Source organism: Acinetobacter sp. UBA2581, from assembly GCF_002339435.1.
Classification (GTDB): Bacteria; Pseudomonadota; Gammaproteobacteria; order Pseudomonadales; family Moraxellaceae; genus Acinetobacter; species Acinetobacter variabilis.
On the sequence record NZ_DDLD01000106.1, the window covers coordinates 12,018 to 30,149 of the forward strand.

14 protein-coding genes and 1 tRNA gene are annotated in these 18,132 nt (G+C 43.7%); 9 read left to right on the forward strand and 6 right to left on the reverse strand.

The annotated features are described in order from the left end of the window. Positions 1–96: 96 nt before the first annotated feature. Genes B3Q46_RS13905 through B3Q46_RS13915 form a run of 3 tightly spaced genes read right to left on the reverse strand, consistent with a single transcriptional unit; the run spans position 97 to position 5,049 of the window. On the reverse strand, positions 97–3,207 hold the full coding sequence (locus B3Q46_RS13905) for an efflux RND transporter permease subunit (RefSeq protein ID WP_286716298.1): 3,111 nt from the start codon (positions 3,205–3,207) through the stop codon (positions 97–99). A gap of 18 nt (positions 3,208–3,225) precedes the next feature. Then, complete coding sequence (locus B3Q46_RS13910) at positions 3,226–4,353, reverse strand: efflux RND transporter periplasmic adaptor subunit (protein ID WP_286716299.1); 1,128 nt, start codon at positions 4,351–4,353, stop codon at positions 3,226–3,228. A 51-nt stretch (positions 4,354–4,404) separates the two neighbouring features. Next, the gene (locus B3Q46_RS13915; RefSeq protein WP_034170199.1) at positions 4,405–5,049 is read right to left on the reverse strand and encodes a hypothetical protein; all 645 of its coding nucleotides are present in this window, start codon (positions 5,047–5,049) and stop codon (positions 4,405–4,407) included. Positions 5,050–5,331: 282 nt separating this feature from the next. On the opposite strand from B3Q46_RS13915, the gene pilG reads away from it, so the two are divergent. The 6 genes from pilG (at position 5,332) to B3Q46_RS13945 (ending at position 13,918) form a co-directional block, all read left to right on the forward strand. Then, complete coding sequence (pilG, locus tag B3Q46_RS13920) at positions 5,332–5,715, forward strand: twitching motility response regulator PilG (RefSeq protein WP_004784987.1); 384 nt, start codon at positions 5,332–5,334, stop codon at positions 5,713–5,715. A gap of 25 nt (positions 5,716–5,740) precedes the next feature. After that, positions 5,741–6,109: a response regulator gene (locus tag B3Q46_RS13925; protein WP_286716302.1), complete on the forward strand. Its 369-nt coding sequence runs from the start codon at positions 5,741–5,743 to the stop codon at positions 6,107–6,109. Between the two features lie 5 nt (positions 6,110–6,114). Then, positions 6,115–6,651 (forward strand): chemotaxis protein CheW, encoded by a 537-nt coding sequence (locus B3Q46_RS13930; protein WP_004784984.1) that lies wholly within the window; start codon positions 6,115–6,117, stop codon positions 6,649–6,651. A 46-nt stretch (positions 6,652–6,697) separates the two neighbouring features. Beyond that, positions 6,698–8,767, forward strand: a complete 2,070-nt coding sequence (locus B3Q46_RS13935) for a methyl-accepting chemotaxis protein (protein ID WP_286716304.1) — start codon at positions 6,698–6,700, stop codon at positions 8,765–8,767. A gap of 168 nt (positions 8,768–8,935) precedes the next feature. Next, positions 8,936–13,459, forward strand: coding sequence for an Hpt domain-containing protein (locus tag B3Q46_RS13940; RefSeq protein ID WP_286716305.1), 4,524 nt, complete (start codon positions 8,936–8,938; stop codon positions 13,457–13,459). Continuing rightward, a complete protein-coding gene (locus B3Q46_RS13945) occupies positions 13,460–13,918 on the forward strand; it encodes a hypothetical protein (RefSeq protein WP_034701963.1) in 459 nt (152 codons plus the stop codon). Between the two features lie 58 nt (positions 13,919–13,976). On the opposite strand, the gene dapE is transcribed toward B3Q46_RS13945, so the two are convergent. The 3 genes from dapE to B3Q46_RS13960 all read right to left on the reverse strand — a co-directional run bounded on the left by dapE (position 13,977) and on the right by B3Q46_RS13960 (position 16,377). Next, positions 13,977–15,113 carry a succinyl-diaminopimelate desuccinylase gene (gene dapE, locus B3Q46_RS13950; RefSeq protein WP_034701961.1) on the reverse strand — a complete coding sequence of 379 codons (1,137 nt, stop codon included), beginning with the start codon at positions 15,111–15,113 and terminating at the stop codon, positions 13,977–13,979. 123 nt (positions 15,114–15,236) lie between these two features. Then, on the reverse strand, positions 15,237–15,386 hold the full coding sequence (locus B3Q46_RS13955; protein ID WP_004784975.1) for an entericidin A/B family lipoprotein: 150 nt from the start codon (positions 15,384–15,386) through the stop codon (positions 15,237–15,239). A gap of 115 nt (positions 15,387–15,501) precedes the next feature. Continuing rightward, positions 15,502–16,377 carry a DUF1853 family protein gene (locus tag B3Q46_RS13960; RefSeq protein ID WP_104425855.1) on the reverse strand — a complete coding sequence of 292 codons (876 nt, stop codon included), beginning with the start codon at positions 16,375–16,377 and terminating at the stop codon, positions 15,502–15,504. 88 nt (positions 16,378–16,465) lie between these two features. Here B3Q46_RS13960 and B3Q46_RS13965 point away from each other — a divergent pair, with 88 nt between their 5' ends. The 3 genes from B3Q46_RS13965 (at position 16,466) to B3Q46_RS13975 (ending at position 18,063) form a co-directional block, all read left to right on the forward strand. Then, positions 16,466–16,903, forward strand: coding sequence for a YbaN family protein (locus B3Q46_RS13965; RefSeq protein WP_034701955.1), 438 nt, complete (start codon positions 16,466–16,468; stop codon positions 16,901–16,903). Then, on the forward strand, positions 16,900–17,412 hold the full coding sequence (elsL, locus tag B3Q46_RS13970; protein WP_034701953.1) for a cell wall-recycling L,D-carboxypeptidase ElsL: 513 nt from the start codon (positions 16,900–16,902) through the stop codon (positions 17,410–17,412). The genes B3Q46_RS13965 and elsL overlap by 4 nt, the downstream gene beginning before the upstream one ends. A 574-nt stretch (positions 17,413–17,986) precedes the next feature. Beyond that, positions 17,987–18,063, forward strand: a tRNA-Asp gene (locus B3Q46_RS13975). Positions 18,064–18,132: the final 69 nt, after the last annotated feature.

Genomic DNA, 18,132 nt, shown 5'->3' on the forward strand with positions numbered 1-18,132 from the left:
GGAAACTGTCCTAAAAAATTAAGCGTTAAAGCAGAGATTATACAATAAAAAATGAGGTGAACATTCGTGAATGTCACCTCATTGTGATGGTTTAAATTATGCCATGATTTTACGAGCTTGGCGCAGCATAAAATTCTTAAGGTCATCCAGGTAAGTGAAAATCACTGGAACAACCACCAAGGTGAGCAGGGTAGAGGTAATCACCCCACCGATCACGGCATGTGCCATAGGCGCACTTTGTTCTCCACCTTCACCTAAGCCCAGAGCGAGCGGCACCATTCCCATCACCATGGCACTGGTGGTCATCAGAATCGGACGTAAACGGGTTTTGCCAGCATTTAGAATCGCATCATACCGGGCTTCACCCCGATCCATGGCTTTCTTGATGAAGTCGATAAGCAGAATCGCATTTTTGGTTACCAGACCCATCAGCATAATAATCCCGATAATCGAAAACAGGTTCATGGTCGAATTAAACAGGAACAGCGCCAGGAATACACCAATTAATGACAAAGGTAATGAAGCCATAATGGCAGCAGGATGAATAAAGCTGTTGAACTGTGAACCCAGCACAATATAAATAAATACAATCGACAGAGTAATCGCAGTCAACGCATAACCAGCGGATTCTGCCATATCTGCATTGGCGCCTTGGGTATCAAAACTATAACCCGGTGGCATGTCGAAATTATCCTGAAGTCTGCTAATGTCAGTACCGATGTCACCTGCAGGGCGTCCAGAGGTATTTGCTTCAACCAGTACCTCACGCGCCAGATCACGACGATTAATCTGAGAAGCTCCCAGTTTTTCTTCAAAATTAGCAACGCTAGAAAGCGGGATCAAAATCGGCTGATTATTACCATCCATTTTAGATGAAGTGATATACATATTTTGCAGATCGCTCGGCAGGGTGCGCCGGTCTTCGGTCAGGCGTAAGTTAACATCATAAGTTTCACCTTTTTCATCCTGCCACGTGGTGACATCATCGCCGGCAATCAATGGGCGAACTACATTGGCAATTTGATTGACTGACAAACCAAGATCACTGGCCAGAACGCGATTGATCTGTACGCCTAAGGTCGGTTTTGGCTCTTTGAGGGATGTTTCCAGATCGACGATGCCATCAATTTTAGCCATCTCGACCATAAAGCGATCAGAAATCTTTTGTAGTTCATTCAAATCAGGGCCTTTGATTGAGATCATAATCGGCTTTTGACCACCCGATACGGTTTCATCCGCGGAAGCAACTGAGGTAATGGTAATGCCGCCCACAGATTGTAAACGTTGACGGAATTCATTATTGAGATCATTCAAGCTTTTCTCACGTTCAGTCCGCGGAGTTACAGTGACACGTAAGCTGATATGATTTTTACCGCGATCGGTCACACCATTAATTACGCCATAAGTTGCACGTACATCAGGATGCTGACGTACGATTTTATCGACCTGTTGCAGTTTGGCTTGTGAATATTCCAGTGAAGCATCGACTGGAGTTTCAAACTTGATCCGGATTTCACCCTTATCCGGGACAGGTACAAACTCGGTACCAATCAGTTTCGAGAGTGCTAAAGCGCCAAACAGAGATGCCACTGCAATCACAATGGTAATGAACCTAAAGCGTAAAGCTAGTTTCAATAGCTTTTCATAGACATGACTTAAATTGTCTAATTTGCCTGAAATCCAGTTAAAGAAGCGTTTGATTCGGCCCGGCTTTTTATTGGGATCTTTCTTCTTTTTTTCTGCCCAATGCGCAGATAGCATCGGATCTAGAGTAAAACTGACAAACATGGAAATCAGAACGGCGGTACTTACTGTCACACCGAACTGATAAAAGAAACGCCCAATAATTCCACCCATAAAGGCAACAGGCAAGAAGACCGCGACGATTGTCAATGTTGTTGCCAGAACAGCAAGACCAATTTCTTTGGTTCCATCCAGTGCAGCAGTGACATGGTCTTTACCCATATCGGTATGCCGTACGATATTTTCCCGTACTACAATTGCATCATCAATCAGCAAACCGATACTTAAAGACAGGGCTAATAAGGTCATCATATTGATGCTGAAACCAAAAGCCCAGATAAAGGTCAAAGTTCCGAGCAAAGCGATCGGCAGAGTGAGGCCAGTAATGACCGTTGAGCGGAAAGAACCTAAAAATAATAGAACAATCAGCACAGCAAGAACCGCACCCTCAATAATGGTACGCGCAACATCACCAATGGTGCCGCGGATACTTTTTGAAGAATCCACCACAACTTTTAAGGTGGTTCCTTGTGGCAGTTGGGATTTGAGGCTTTCAAGGGTTTTGTAGGTAGTGTCTACAACTTCAATGACATTAGAATCAGAGCTACGCAGGATGTCAACTGCAACTGCAGCTTTACCATCCAGAAATGCACCAGTTTCAAGTTCTGCCTGGCTATCTTCAATTTCTGCGACCTGTTTCAGAAAGATCGGTGCACCATTTTTATTGGCAATCACCAAATCGCCAAAGGCGAGGGGATGTAGCACTTTGGAATTGATCTCAATCACCAGTTCCGAGTTGCCAGATTTTAATGTACCGCCCGGAACTTCGATATTTTCAGATTTCAGAGTATTAATGACGCTATCCACGCCAATGCCAAAAGCTTGCAGTTTCTGGGGTTCAACCTGAATGCGAATCTGGCGCTGTGCATCACCAAGCAAGTTGACTGTACCTACTCCCGGAACAGTCCGTAGTTGTGGAACAATACGCTGATCCAGATAAGAGCTCAGTGCCTTTAAATCCATATTGTCGGACTCAAATACGATCGACATGATTGCATTGGCAGTCGGATCATAACGCTCGACAACTGGTTCCTGAATTTCATCACGGAATTCGGCGGTGACTGAGGCAATTTTGTCACGGACATCCTGTGCCGCCATGGTAGAAGGAACTTCCAGATTGAATTCGGCCGTAATCATCGACAGGCCTTCACTGGATTGTGAAATTACCTGTTTTAAACCAGAAATAGTATTGATCTGATCTTCAAGTTTTTTGGTAATTTCCGATTCAACGGTTTCTGGAGAAGCGCCTGGATAGTTGGTATAAATCACCACAAAGGGAAAGTCGACATCCGGAAATTCTTCTACACCCATGCGCTGCCAGGAAGCTAGTCCAAGCACCATCAAACAGAACATCATCATAATGGTGAAGACGGGATACTTCACACTAATTCGGGTAAACCACATATTAATGATCCTGTCTGATTAGTTGGAACGCAGCGTCACTGGCTTGTTGAGATCTGCCTCGGTAAATGGAATGCGACTGACCTGATCACCTGTCTCCAGACCCTGGATCACTGCCGTATTCTGGTTATAGCGCTGTTCCAGAACCTGAACATTCACTTTAATAATTTTGTTCTGGCGAATAACCCAGGCATAAGGTTTATTCTGGATATCCTGAACGGTATCGAGGGGAATAATCTGACCAGAAATCTGTTGAGAACTCAGAATATTGCCTTCAACAAAAGAGCCAATACTTAAAGAGGGAATACTTTCATTCGGTCTGGCGAAGAATTCAATCTGCCGACTGGCCTGATCGGCAATTGGAGACACCCGGCTAATAGCAGCGGTATACGTATTTGGATTGCCCTGAATCTGATATTCAATTTTGCTGCCTAAACGCAGACTGGACTGCATCTCACTCGGGACACGGGCCTGAATTTCCAGTTGATTTGGATTTACGATTTCAAACAGGGTTTGTCCGATCGCCACGGTTTGACCGGGCTCAACCTGACGCTGAGTGATCACGCCACTAATCGGGCTAGTGATAATGCCATCACGATCGGCTTTTATGGCAATATCGACATTGGCTTGCTGTGCGCGGACATTTTCAACCTGGGCCTGATAGTCAACCTGGCTTTGCTCATATTCAACTTTAGAGATAAAGCCTTGGTCGAGCAGACGCTTTTTGCGCTGCATCATGTTGCGCGCCTGATTAGCCTGTGCCTGGGTAGATGCCAGATTGGCACGGGCCTGAGCCAGACGTGCAGCATTATCTTGATTATTTAAGCGGACCAGTACTTGACCTTTAGCTACATTGTCACCGATCTGAGCATTAACACTGGTGGCAGTGGCAGAAACCTGCGCCTGAATACTGCTTTGATTGACTGCGCGAATAGTACCGGTAAATGCTGATTTCTGGATAGAAGTGCCTGTTTTTACAGCAACCAGATCCTGAGGGATCAGTTCAATTGTTTTTGGACTTTCGGCTTGCGGTGTAGATTCATTTTTATTGCAGCCGCTTAGAAAAAGACTTAAGCAAAGTGCACTCATCATCAATACAGAGCGCGAAGAAGAGGTCTTTGAAATATGAAAATGCTGTGCAAATGGCATATTAATCCTTTTCACTTGTGGTCGTTTAAAGCAACAACAAGTTATTTGTGTTTATTCAAGCGCTTTTAAACGGGCAATAATTCTGTCGTATTCCGCTTCCATATTTCGATAGCGAGTTTGTAAAGATTGAATATTTTCTTTTTGAGAAATCAGGTTTTTCTGGTTGTTTTCAAGGTTGGCTTTTAAAGAGGCCGGGGGATTATTGCCTTTACGTAAATATTCACGTTCTTGGCGTACAAACATGACCCGGTCTTGCTGCAACTGTTTCATCTGCTCTTGCTGAAAGGCAATCTGTTTCTTCAGTTGGCTCAGACTTTCATTCTTTTTTTGTAGAGCAACATGGCTATTGGTATAGGCACGTTTCAGTTTTTGATCTTCTGCGATGCGCTGGGCTTGCTGGGCACGTTGCGGCGCCTGTTTAATATCTTTATCGACATTATAAGGACGTGCACGTTTAATGACCTGCATATTCTGGTCAAGTGCCTCATAGCCATAGCGGATATGGTTGGGGGTAACGTTAGTGCTGATATTGGCCACGCCTTTATTATCATAATAGCGATACCAGGTGGCTTTTGGTGGCTGGTTAGTTGAGGCATATGAAATGGTGACCTGAAGAAAAAGTGTCACTGCAAATATGAATTGGCCAGTCATTTTATTTTTATCAATGAAAGCAAGTTTTTCTGAAAACTGACTCATCATTGGCTCCCCAATTGAAAGTTGACTAAATTACTTATTTTAAAGTAATAATAATGCTATATTAGACTCAAATTCACGAATTAAAAACTACCGTCAGTCAAAAAAAAAGCAATGACAAAATAAAAATGTGAAATGGTTGATGAAATCCGCTATTTTTGCACACTTGTGTAGAAAATGTTCATTGATAATACAAGTGGATTTGTGTTAAAAATGTTTATCGATCGTAATAAAATAATCCTATGAGCCTTATGGCGCATCGTTTCTAAAATGGGAAGGGTCAAAATGGACGATAAATTCCAAAATCTAAAAGTTATGGTCATTGATGACTCAAAGACCATTCGTCGTACAGCAGAAACTCTTCTACAGCGCGAAGGATATGAAGTCGTGACTGCGGTAGATGGTTTTGAAGCTTTATCAAAAATCGCAGAAGCCAATCCGGATATCGTATTTGTAGATATTATGATGCCTCGTCTAGATGGTTATCAAACTTGTGCGTTGATTAAAAATTCTCAAAATTATCAGAATATTCCTGTGATTATGCTTTCGAGTAAAGATGGCTTATTTGATCAGGCCAAAGGTCGTGTTGTTGGTTCGGATGAATACTTGACTAAACCTTTCAGTAAAGATGAATTGCTTAATGCAATCCGTAACCATATTAGTGCTTAATAATTGATTTTTTAGGGGAATTGGCATGGCGCGTATCTTAATCGTAGATGACTCACCGACAGAAACATTCCGTTTTAGAGAGATTCTTTCTAAACATGGCTTTGAGGTGATTGAAGCATCCAATGGTGCAGATGGGGTAACCATGGCTCAGGCTGAGTTGCCAGATCTGGTATTGATGGATGTGGTCATGCCAGGCGTGAATGGCTTCCAGGCAACACGTCAAATCGCACGTGGTGCAACCACCAAGCATATTCCGATTGTGATTGTAAGTACCAAAGATCAGGCCACTGACCGCGTTTGGGGTAAACGTCAGGGTGCCGTAGATTATCTTACAAAACCGGTAGATGAAAAACAGTTGATTGAAGTGATTAAGCACCACCTCAACGCAGGATAAGCTCTATGGCAGCAAATGGATTTATCGAATTGCTTCGCATTGCGAAACGGGGAAATAAAAACTACGTTTCTAATGAAAATGAAGTCAACCGATGGTCAGGCATTGCTTTTGAGATGATGGGGCAATATTTTGTTGCCCCGCTGGGGGAAGTATCCGAAGTGATCTATCCTCCAAAATATACGCTAGTTCCTAATACTCAATCATGGGTGTTAGGATTGGCCAATATTCGGGGAAGGTTATTATCAGTTTCTGATTTGACTCAATATGTATCAGGACAGAGTAGCCAGTTTTCACCGACTCAAAAAGTATTATGTATTCACCATAATGACCAATATGTCGGTTTGGTCGTTGATCAAGTTTTGGGTATACAACATTTTAATAAGAAAAGTTTTTTTTCTAAAACTACTGAATTGGATAATAACTTACAAGAATACTGTCAGGGATTTTTCCACCAGCATAACCAGCAATGGCATGTGTTCTTATTCAGTCGTCTGTTGCAAAATCCAAAATTTATGAACGCATCTATAAAATTTATAAATTAAACGTCGCGCACGAAAGTAATAAAGACGTAAATCGGGGAGAGGCTGCATGGGCTTTAAACTTAAAAAGAAAAATACAGGTGAAGGTAGCCGCAAAAGTGGCAATACTTTTTTATCCAAGATTCAATCACAAACAGACCAGTTGTCACGTGTATTTGGTGATAGTGAAAAGTCTAAACCGTTTATTTATGGCGCAGCCGGCTGTCTGTTAGCGGCAACCATCACTTTATTGTATCTTTTCTACAGTGTGCCACGTGCTAACCAGCTGACACAAAGTCTGGGTGATTTACGTCTGCTTTCACAAACCATTTCTCGTCAGGCGACTGAAGCAACGGCTTCTGGTACACCTGAAGCGATGAAAAAACTGACAGATTCTCAAAAAGCTTTTGCGGAAAACCTTGAGACTGTAAAAAATATTCATTCCAATAATGAAGCACTGCAAGCAGTAGATAAACAGTGGGCAGAAGTGTCTTCTAGTATTGACCTGATTGCATCGCAACAAAAAATCATTAACCAGTTATATGACACCAACATCGCAATTGGTGAAGCCATCCCGGGGATTCAGGCTGAATATAACTTGATGGTCGACCAGATGGCGCGTCAAGACATGCCGTCTAACCAGGTGGTCATTGCGAAAAACCAGGTATTCATTGCGGAACGTATTTTACGTTCGATCAGCTTGGTATTGACTGGTAACGACGGTTCACGTGAATCAGCGGACGACTTCAGTGCCGATACCGAAACTTTCGGTTCATACTTAAATGCACAGTTAAACGGTTCTGCTGAACTGGGCGTACAACGTATTACTGATCCAAACCTGCGCGAGTCTCTGGAAGGCATCAAAGCGGAATATGATGATGTACTTGAATCAGCATCTGCGACAATCCTGAAAAACTCTGCGCAAATCGTAAAAGTACGTCAGGCATCTGCGTCAATTTTCTCGCAATCGGATGCCCTGCTCGATAACTTAAACAAACTGTCTGGTAACTCTGGTCTGAAAACAATCGTTCCAGCGGTACTGTTAATTCTGTTATTGATCGGCTTCCTACTGTGTGTATTCCGCCTGTTAACCCTACGTGGTGCATCGGATAAACAGCGTGTAACCCGTCTTCAAGAAGAATATGACCGTAACCAGAATGCGATTTTACGTTTACTAGACGAGATTGCCGACCTTGCGGATGGTGACTTGCGTTCATATGCAACAGTATCGGAAGACTTTACCGGTGCGATCGCCGACTCGATTAACTTCGCGATCGACCAGTTACGTGACTTGGTATCTCGTATTACCGAAACTTCTCAGGAAGTTGCGCAATATACAGCGACAACTCAAAGCATTACCAACCAGTTAGCTGAAGCATCTGAACACCAGGCACAAGAGATTGCGGGTGCATCTGCTGCGATTAACGAAATGGCAATGTCCATTGACCAGGTATCTGCCAACGCGGAAGAATCTGCAGTCGTTGCGGAACGTTCAGTACAAATTGCTGCAAATGGTGCAGACGTTGTACACCGTTCTATTGAAGGTATGGATACGATTCGTGAACAGATTCAGGAAACCTCTAAACGTATTAAACGTCTGGGTGAATCTTCACAAGAAATTGGTAACATTGTAGCCCTGATTAACGATATTGCCGACCAAACCAACATCTTGGCATTGAACGCAGCGATTCAGGCGTCGATGGCGGGTGAAGCTGGTCGTGGTTTCGCCGTGGTAGCGGATGAGGTCCAGCGTCTTGCGGAACGTTCTGCCTCTGCAACCAAACAGATTGAAGGCTTGGTAAAAACCATTCAAACGGATACCAACGAAGCCGTAATTTCAATGGAACAAACCACAGCCGAAGTTGTACGTGGTGCGAACCTGTCTAAAGACGCTGGTGTGGCACTGGATGAGATTCAAACGGTATCGAATAACCTGGCAAAACTGATTGCGAACATTTCCGATGCTGCGAAACTTCAGTCTGCATCTGCGGGTCATATTGCGACCACGATGAATGTCGTACAGGAAATTACTTCACAAACTACGAGTGCAACCTTCGATACAGCACGTTCGGTATCTGAATTGGCGAACATGGCCGATGCATTACGTGAATCTGTATCTGACTTTAAGCTACCAGAATAAAGTCAGAAAGTATGAGGGGAGTGTGCCTTAACCTAGGTTGAGGCACATTCAGAAATACAGATAAAGCCTCGACAAGATGGACTTGACTACATAAGGTTAGGTCTCGCGTGACGGTCACAATTAAGTTTGAGCGCCCTTCTTGGCGGCACAACGTAAGAAGCATTAGCTATGAAAGAAATATTAAAAAATTTAGTTGAAACGACAACGCTTCCTGAAGACAGTTATCTTGATCAAGATGCAGAAATTCTTGAAATTTTTGTCGAGGAAATCGAAGAGATTTTCGTTGAGTTAAATGCTTTATTTCCAGAATGGTTGAGTGATCCGGCTCATCAGGAAAACCTGAAAACCATTCGCCGCCATTTTCATACCCTGAAAGGTTCAGGCCGTATGGTGGGGGCTAAATCTGCGGGTGAAATTGCTTGGGCAGTGGAAGATACCTTAAACCGGGTACTTTCAGGTTCAATCCAGTTAACGCCTACGATTCAACAGTATGCCAAAGCTGTACTGAATATTTACCAGTTTACTTTATATCCAAAATTCAAACAGGTGCAGGAACTCGATGTTGACCTGCGTCCAGTCGTGCTTTTAGGTCAGCAATTACAACAACAAATGACACCTGAGCCGGCTTTAGAAAAACTCTTGCAACTGGCAGACAGTCTGACTGCCGAAGGCCAGATCACAGGTCTTGAGTTAGGTGATTCGGCTGAAGATCAAGATATAATTGCAGCAATAGAAATAAGCACAACAGAATTTGAGCTTGAAAAAGCCGAAACTGAAGATGCTGCACGCAGTGATGTAGAAGAAACCGTAGCAATCTTTATCGAGGAAGCCGAAGAGCATCTCGAAACAATTGCCAAGTTCTTGCGTAGCGAAAATGAAAAAGTGCAGGATTATAATGCATTGATTCGTGCTATTCATACTTTGCGCGGCAGTTCTTCCATGGCACAGATCGAAGAAATCTTCGAGGCCAGCTCTAAAGTAGAACATCTGTTTAAAACACTGCTTCAGGATGAAATTGCCTCCACTTCAAAAGAAACTGCTGTATTAATTCAGTATGCTGAATTTGTCAGCGACTATCTGCATTTATTACGTCAGGGTGATAGCAGCAAACTGGCAGCAGTGTATGCGACTTTTGAGCGTGTCTGGAATGATTATGGCTTCGCAGCCACTGAAACGGAAACAGTTGAAACCCAAGGTCTGGTGACCAAGCTGGTTGAACTGGAGATTGACCTGTTACTGGATGCCGAGTTTGAATTCGATAAACGCGCTAAAGTTGATTATCCAGAATATATTCAGGCTTTAAGCGAGCAGGCTGCCGAGCTGCTTGCACATACAGATAACCGTGCCGCACTGGGTATTCATGAGTTTACGACAGATTTAAAATCTGCCTATGATGCCTTACTAGAAAAACCGGTACTGCTGAACAGCGATTATGCCTATGAGCTGTTTGCCCAGGCACATCAGGAATTCATTCATTTATTCGATACCCTGGCAGCAGGCCAGCGTGTCATTTTAAATGATGATACGCAAAAAACCTTAAGTGAACTTGCTGCATTCGTACAGCAGGATCTGGAAATCTTTGCCGAAGACAATGTCCCTGCTGAGCAAGTATCAGAAGAAATTTCTATTCCTGAAGCTGCAACCACAGCCAGCATTGACTTTGCTGCTTTAAGCCAGCGTATTGCCTCTGACCGTCAGTACATCGACAGCGCAGAAACTCAGCGTGATTTCGATGAGGATCTACTGAATATCTTCCTGGAAGAAGCAGATGAATTACTGGTAGGTATTGATGAAGATCTGAATACCTGGAGTAAAAAGCAGGATGATACGACTTCACTTAACAATCTGATGCGTCATTTGCACACCTTAAAAGGTGGTGCAAACATGATTACCGCTTCTCATATCGGTTCGATCTCGCACGAACTGGAAAGTATTTATGAGCGAATCATCCGTCAGCAGATTGCAGTAACGCCTGCTTTGATTCAAATCATTCGTCTGGTGCAAGATAACGTTTCTGACCGTATCCAGTCGATCCGTGATGAAGGTATCGATTATCCAGCGGTTGAAGCAATTTCGATTCTGCAAAATATTCAGGCATTGGTGGCTGGTCAAGCTGTTGTAGCTTCAGTAGAAACATCGATTCCTGTTGTCGAATTTGAATATGCAGAAGCTACTGCTGATTTCGAACAAACAGCGGATGAAGCATCGGAAGAGATTGCATCAAAAGACACAAATTTAGATTTAGAGCCAGCTCTAAACTTAGAAGATAAACAAGTTGAGCTGACTAAAACAGAAACTTTAACTTTGACTGAGCCAGTTGAAGTTGTTGCAGAAGAACGCTCTGAAGAAGATGAACTGAAGTCGATTGTTGAAGAAACCTTCCTGGAAGAATCAGAAGAGATTCTCGACAATACCGAAAAACTGCTGAACCAATGGTTTGATCAACGTAGTGACCGTAGCTTATTGCTTCAATTACAACGTGCTGCCCACAGTATCAAGGGTGGTGCGCGCATGATTGAAAACGAACAGGTGGCCAGCATTGCGTATGAACTGGAAACCACATTCGAACAGTTTGCGGTATATCACTTTAACTCGAATGCTTATGATGGCTTGCTACAAAAAACACTGGCCTGGTTAAGACAAGCTATCTTCCAGCGTGACTATAGCAATTTTGAACAGATCCAAAGCAGTCTGAAAAAGATTGCTTATGTGGATGTTACTGCGCAGCTGCCGGAACGTCTGGCTAAAACAGAAACGCTGGTCACTGAAAATAGCTTCGAGTTTGTCGAAGGTGATGGTACTGAGCCACCACGTATGATGGGTGAGTGGGTCGATACCGGTAATACCGATACCAGCCACGAGATGATCCGTATCTCTGCTGATCTGGTTGAGAAGATGATTGACCTGTCAGGTGAGAATGCGATTAACCGTTCGCGTATCGAGATGGACTTAGGCCAACTTGGCAATACCCTGAACGAGATGGAACTGGCAATCAAGCGTCTGGCGGATCAGTTGCGCCGAATGGAAGGCGAGCTGGAATCTCAAATTATTGCCAAACACGGTTCAGACAACTCGCGTTATGCAGACTTTGACCCGCTGGAAATGGACCAATATTCGTCACTGAACCAGTTGTCCAAGTCGCTTGCGGAATCTGCTTCGGACTTGGTTGACTTCAAGAGCACTCTATCTGACAAGATTCGTGAAACTGAAGGTTTGTTATTACAACAATCACGGATTCAGGCCGAGATTCAGGAAAGCCTGATGCGTACCCGTCTGGTACCGTTTGATCGGATGTTGCCACGTTTACAACGTATCGTACGTCAGACGTCTACGACCTTGAACCGTCCGGCAGAACTGATTGTTCAGAATAGTGAAGGTGAATTAGACCGTAATATTCTGGAGCGTCTGGTAACGCCATTCGAACATATGCTGCGTAATGCGATTGACCATGGTCTGGAAGATACAGCAGACCGTATTGCCTTGAACAAACCAGAAGTCGGTTCAATCCTGTTGAATATCAGCCGTCAAGGTACAGATGTTATCGTCTCATTTAGTGATGATGGTAAAGGTATCGATGCTGAGAAGATTCGTGAGAAAGCACTGAGCCAAGGCCTGATCAAAGAAGATCAGACCCTGGATTCGGAAGAGTTATTGCAATTCATTTTCCACCCGGGCTTCAGTACCGCTAAATCTGTAACCCAGATTTCAGGTCGTGGTGTCGGACTGGATGTAGTACAAAGCGAGATCAAGTCGCTGGGCGGTCACGTATCTGTCAGCTCTGAAGTAGGCAAAGGTACAACCTTCACCATTCGCGTACCGACGACTGTAGCAGTCAGTGATGCCTTGATGGTAAAAGTGGGCGATCAGCAATATGCCGTTTCTCTGGCGCAAATCGACCGTATTGTACGTATTGCACCATCTACTCTGGAAACTTACTTCAACAGTAAAGACGATTTCTTCAAGATTGATGGCGTTAATTACAAATTGCGTTACCTGTCTGAATTCGTATCGAATCAGCCAATTCCACGTCTGAATAATGTGGTGCATTCATTGCCAGTATTGCTGATAAAAGGCAACAGTGGTCAAGCCATTGCCTTGTTAGTCGATCAACTTGTCGGTTCACGTGCACAGATCGTGGTGAAACCAATTGGCCACCAATTCGCCAATATTGGTGTAGTGACCGGTGCGACGATTCTTGGTGATGGTCAGGTCTGTCTGATTCTGGATGGTCAGAATATTGCCCGTCAGATCCATGGTACACAGCGTGTGAAACACATGCAGGATCAACGTGATGGTTCACGTTCTGGTAGTGCTCGCCGTCTGGTGATGATCGTGGATGACTCGGTGACTGTTCGTAAGGTGACCTCGCGTCTGCTTGAGCGTCAGGGCTATGATATTGTCACCGCCAAAGATGGTGTGGATGCGATTGAGCAGCTTGAAAATGTCCGTCCGGATCTGATGTTGCTGGATATTGAAATGCCGCGTATGGACGGTTTCGAGGTTACGAACCTGGTTCGTCACCACGATATTCACCGTGACCTGCCAATCATCATGATTACTTCGCGTACCGGTGAGAAACACCGTGAACGTGCCTTCAGTCTGGGCGTAACCCACTACATGGGTAAACCGTTCCAGGAAGCTGAATTACTGGCGAACATTCAACAGTTAATTGCTGAAAAACAGGGGTCATAAATGAGTCAGAATACGACTAATGCCAAAATGGCTGATCAGATTAGCCAGCAGGAACTTCAGCATTTAATTACGGTATCTACCGGATTTATTGATGCTTATATCATTGACTGTTACGGCAAAGATCCAATGCTGTTACCGCAAAATATTGTCCTGTCTGCGCTGGATAGTGATACCCAGGTTAAAGTGGTTGAATGGCATGATGCGCAATTACCGGTTTATGCAGTTAATGATCCAACACGTAAAAGTGGTGTGGCGCTGGTGATTGAAGGAGATGAGGTGCATCAGCGTTTTGCCCTGATGTGCAATGAAATGCCGAAAACCATTCGTCTGCGTATTTCTGAAGTGGTTGATGCCGATCAGCAAGTGACTGACCCAGCAGTATTCCAGTATGTGCGTATGGGGGATCAGTTATTTCACATTCCGCAAATGAGCCATATCCAGTCTTCAATCGGTCTATAATTCTTTTGAATGTATAAAAAAAGGAACTCATAAGAGTTCCTTTTTTTACATCTGGTGATTAATTGGCTAACAGGTTCACCAGAATCTGCTCATAAATTTCAGCCAGTGGTTCAAGATCCGCAATATCGACATGCTCATTAATCTGATGGATCGTGGCATTCAGTACACCGAGTTCCAGCACCTGTGCACCGGTAGGTGCAATAAAGCGACCATCTGAGGTACCGCCTGAAGTTGATAATTCAGTTTCAGTACCAGTCACAGTTAAAATGGCATCTTTAGCGGCATTCACCAGTTCACCTACTGGTGTCAGAAAGGGCAGGCCAGATAAAGTCCATGAAATCTCATAATCCACACCATGACGATCCAGAATTTCCAGCATACGTGCTTTTAGTTCTTCAGCAGTCACTTCAGTTGAATAACGCCAGTTGCACAGCAGATTCATGGTGCCCGGGACAACGTTGGTTGCACCGGTACCGGCATTGATATTTGAGATCTGGAAAGACGTCGCAGGGAAGTATTCATTGCCATTATCCCAGACTGTTTCGCACAGTTCCGCAATGGCTTTAGATGCTGTATGAATTGGATTCACAGCAAGATGCGGATAAGCCACATGACCTTGTTTGCCTTTGACAGTCAGGTTGGCATTCAATGAACCACGACGGCCATTTTTGACAATATCACCCAGTTTGTCGGTACTTGATGGTTCACCTACCAGACACCAGGTAATTTTCTCGTTACGGGCTTCCAGAGTTTCAATCACTTTTACCGTACCATTGATCGATGGACCTTCTTCATCTGAAGTGATCAAATAGGCAATTGAGCCTTTATGATTCGGATATTTTTCGACAAAACGTTCAGTGGCTACAACCATCGCAGCCAAAGCGGTTTTCATGTCGGCGCTACCACGGCCATAAAGCTTGCCATCACGAATTTCTGGCGCAAAAGGATCAGAGTTCCAGGCATCCAGGTTGCCGGTTGGCACAACATCGGTATGGCCAGCAAAACAGAAAACCGGGCCTTCAGTACCTTTACGCGCCCAAATATTATCAACATCTTCAAAGCGCATTGATTCAATATTGAAACCCACCTTCTTCAAACGTTCTGCCATGATATTCTGGCAGTCATGATCAATAGGGGTCACAGAAGGCTGACGTAATAATTGCAGGCTTAAATCAAGAGTCGCGGAAGATGTCATATGGTGAATTCATAAGTCGATAAATTTGTCGGCTCTATGATAGGCGAATATGGCCTGTAATGTGAATGTTCCACATAAAAAAACCCTATCTGAGATAGGGTTTGTGGAGAAGCTAGAAAGAGTTTAGTTTTGACGAATTTCTTCAGAAGTTTTTTCTGCAGTGCCTGTTACAGCTTCGCCTGCTTTAGAAACGTCTTTACCCACACCTTTTACAGTGTTACAGCCAGTTAAAACAAAAGCCATTACCAATGAAGCAGCAAGAATTTTTTTCATCATCATCTCCGTATTATCGATAATAAAATTATTATGATGTGGAACTAAGATTAGAAAATATACGACATAAAAAATATGTGGTTTTCATAGTGCTTCGGTTAATAAATGTAATGTTTTAAAAGGGTTTATGCACAGGAAAGGGTAGTAGAAGCGGGCTGCGATACATATAAAAATCCTCTTGATCAGCCTTTTTATAAAGTCCATTTGTCCACCAATAGGGACTTGAACTACTGATCTGAGCATTAGGATAAATCCACTCATGACGCTGCAAACGATAGAAATTAGCCGCTGGGTCGGGAATCTGCTGGCCCCATAAGCCTATGCGACGTTGGGTATTGACCCAGCCAGGTAATGTCTGATCTGCCCGATGCACTGGAAGATAAAGCTGGCCTTTTAACATGCAGAAACGCTGCTCAATCTGCTGATCCAGAGCCTCCTCAAACTGAAACTGTTTCTGGGTAAAATGCTTCATTTTACGGATTAAAGTATCGGTACGGTTTAGGCCATACCAGTTTGGCAGGCTAAAATCGGCTTCTGCGAGGTAGTATTTCAGCGCCACTTCCCAGTGTTCAGTCTGGCCTGTCTCTGTATTGAGTAACAGAAAATCCAGTTCACCTAGCGTTTTAGCACCGTCAATTTTCTGAATGCTATGGCCTAAAAGTTTATAAGGGTGATAAGCATCATCTAGCAGCCAGAACCAGACCAGCATTTCAAAACGTAGACCCAACCGGGTGCTTTTAAGCTGCTGCACGAATTGCTCCAGCTCTTCTGGATACTGGTCTAAATATTTCAGACGTGGATGATAATTTTGCAGGTGATGTTGCCAAGTCTCAGAATCATGTAATTCGAAAGCATGGACGACTTCAAGTTCGGCTGGAATTTGAGACAGAAGGTTTGGACTGCCAACAGCAAAGGCCAGTTGCCGCACCAAAGGATGCTGATAATATTGCCATGCTTCTACAAGATTGTGATTTAGACTGGAAAAGGGCATAGCACATCCTGTGAAAAGTGCACAAATACAACGGACAGATTTTAAAAACACTTTATACTACCCCTAATTTTGTGGGTAGGATCGATTTATGAAAATATTGTTTTGGCGAAGCCTGGTCGTACTGTTTGTCGTACTGGGTTTTATCGGCGCAATCTTGCCCGGCATGCCAACAACAGTATTTTTAATTCTGGCGGCTTGGGCGGCATCCAAAGGCTGGCCACAGATGGATGCATGGCTGCTAAATCATCCAAAATATGGTCCGACTTTAAGAGCTTGGCGTGCTAACGGCACTGTGCCACGCAAGGCCAAATGGCTGGCCAGTATCATGATGTTCATCAGTGGTATTATCATGTTATTTACGACAGCACCGTTGGCAGTTAAAATCTTTACTGATGTGACCATGCTGATTGTGGCGATCTGGTTATGGCGTCGGCCTGAACCGGTTCAGGACATAATCCATCCAGAACACATAGCCACAAAGAAAGTAGAACTAGAAATCATCAAGACAGAGAAAGAGAAGTCATGAGCCATTTGCAGCTGGATCAGGCAGAAATCCTGATTGATCTCGCCCAACAAAAACTATATTTGCCAAAATATAATAAGCAGTACCTGATTTCTACGGGTAAGAATGGTATTGGTGAAACAGAAAATAGTGGCAAGACGCCTCGTGGCTGGCATAAAGTCGCTGAAAAGTTTGGCCAGCAAGCACCATTAAACAGTGTGTTTATTGCCCGTCAAGCAACTGGTGAAATTTATAATGCAGAACTGGCACAGCAGTTCCCGCAGCGAGACTGGATTCTTAGCCGGATTTTATGGCTAAGTGGGCTTGAAGAAGGCTTCAACCAGGGCGAAGGTTGTGATACTTACCGACGTTATATCTATATTCATGGTACGCCTGATTCTGAGCCGATGGGTATTCCAATGTCCCATGGCTGTATCCGCATGCGGAATACGGATGTGGCCGAGCTGTTTGAACTGGTGAGCGAAGATGCGCTGGTCTATATTTCAGAACAGCCTCTGAATCTGACTGTTTAAATGACCTAAGAAGATTTGTAATAGATTTAAAATTAATTGAAATATCTTCTATTTAAATAAGGGAAAGTAGATGAGGTCATCCATCATCTATGTACTCTACTTTTATAGAAAAATAGACTTAGAAACATGATTTATAGCCCTCCAATAAAAGTCATCGATTTGTTTTTATAGGGCTGCAAGCTTTTAAAATAAAGATTACAGGATCACAACGTTGCGATGAGTTAGGCTTTGTATAATCTTTCAGCAATACTGAAGTTTGTTGCATGTTCAGGTCTCAATTTTCATGAGTAAAACCGTAAAAATCCGGCTTTTAGTTTTAGAGAGTATTCTTAAAAAATCGGTAGAGACTTAAAAAATAAACAAAAAGTGTTGTTTTTTTTAACAATCAACCTATTTTTTAATCACTCACACCGAAAAAGCAGAAAACAGTCAGAAAAGCGTTTGACAGTCTGTGAAGATTCTCTATAATGCACCTCATCAAGCGATGAAGTCGATTTGAAAGGGCGCTTAGCTCAGTTGGNNNCGATCCCGTCAGCGCCCACCAAGCTTCTTTCAAAGTTGAGACACTTATAGTGCAGCGGTAGTTCAGTTGGTTAGAATACCGGCCTGTCACGCCGGGGGTCGCGGGTTCGAGTCCCGTCCGCTGCGCCACTTTAAGTTCTTGATGAATCGTTTGCCACAATAGCGACATTGTGTAAGTGCAGCGGTAGTTCAGTTGGT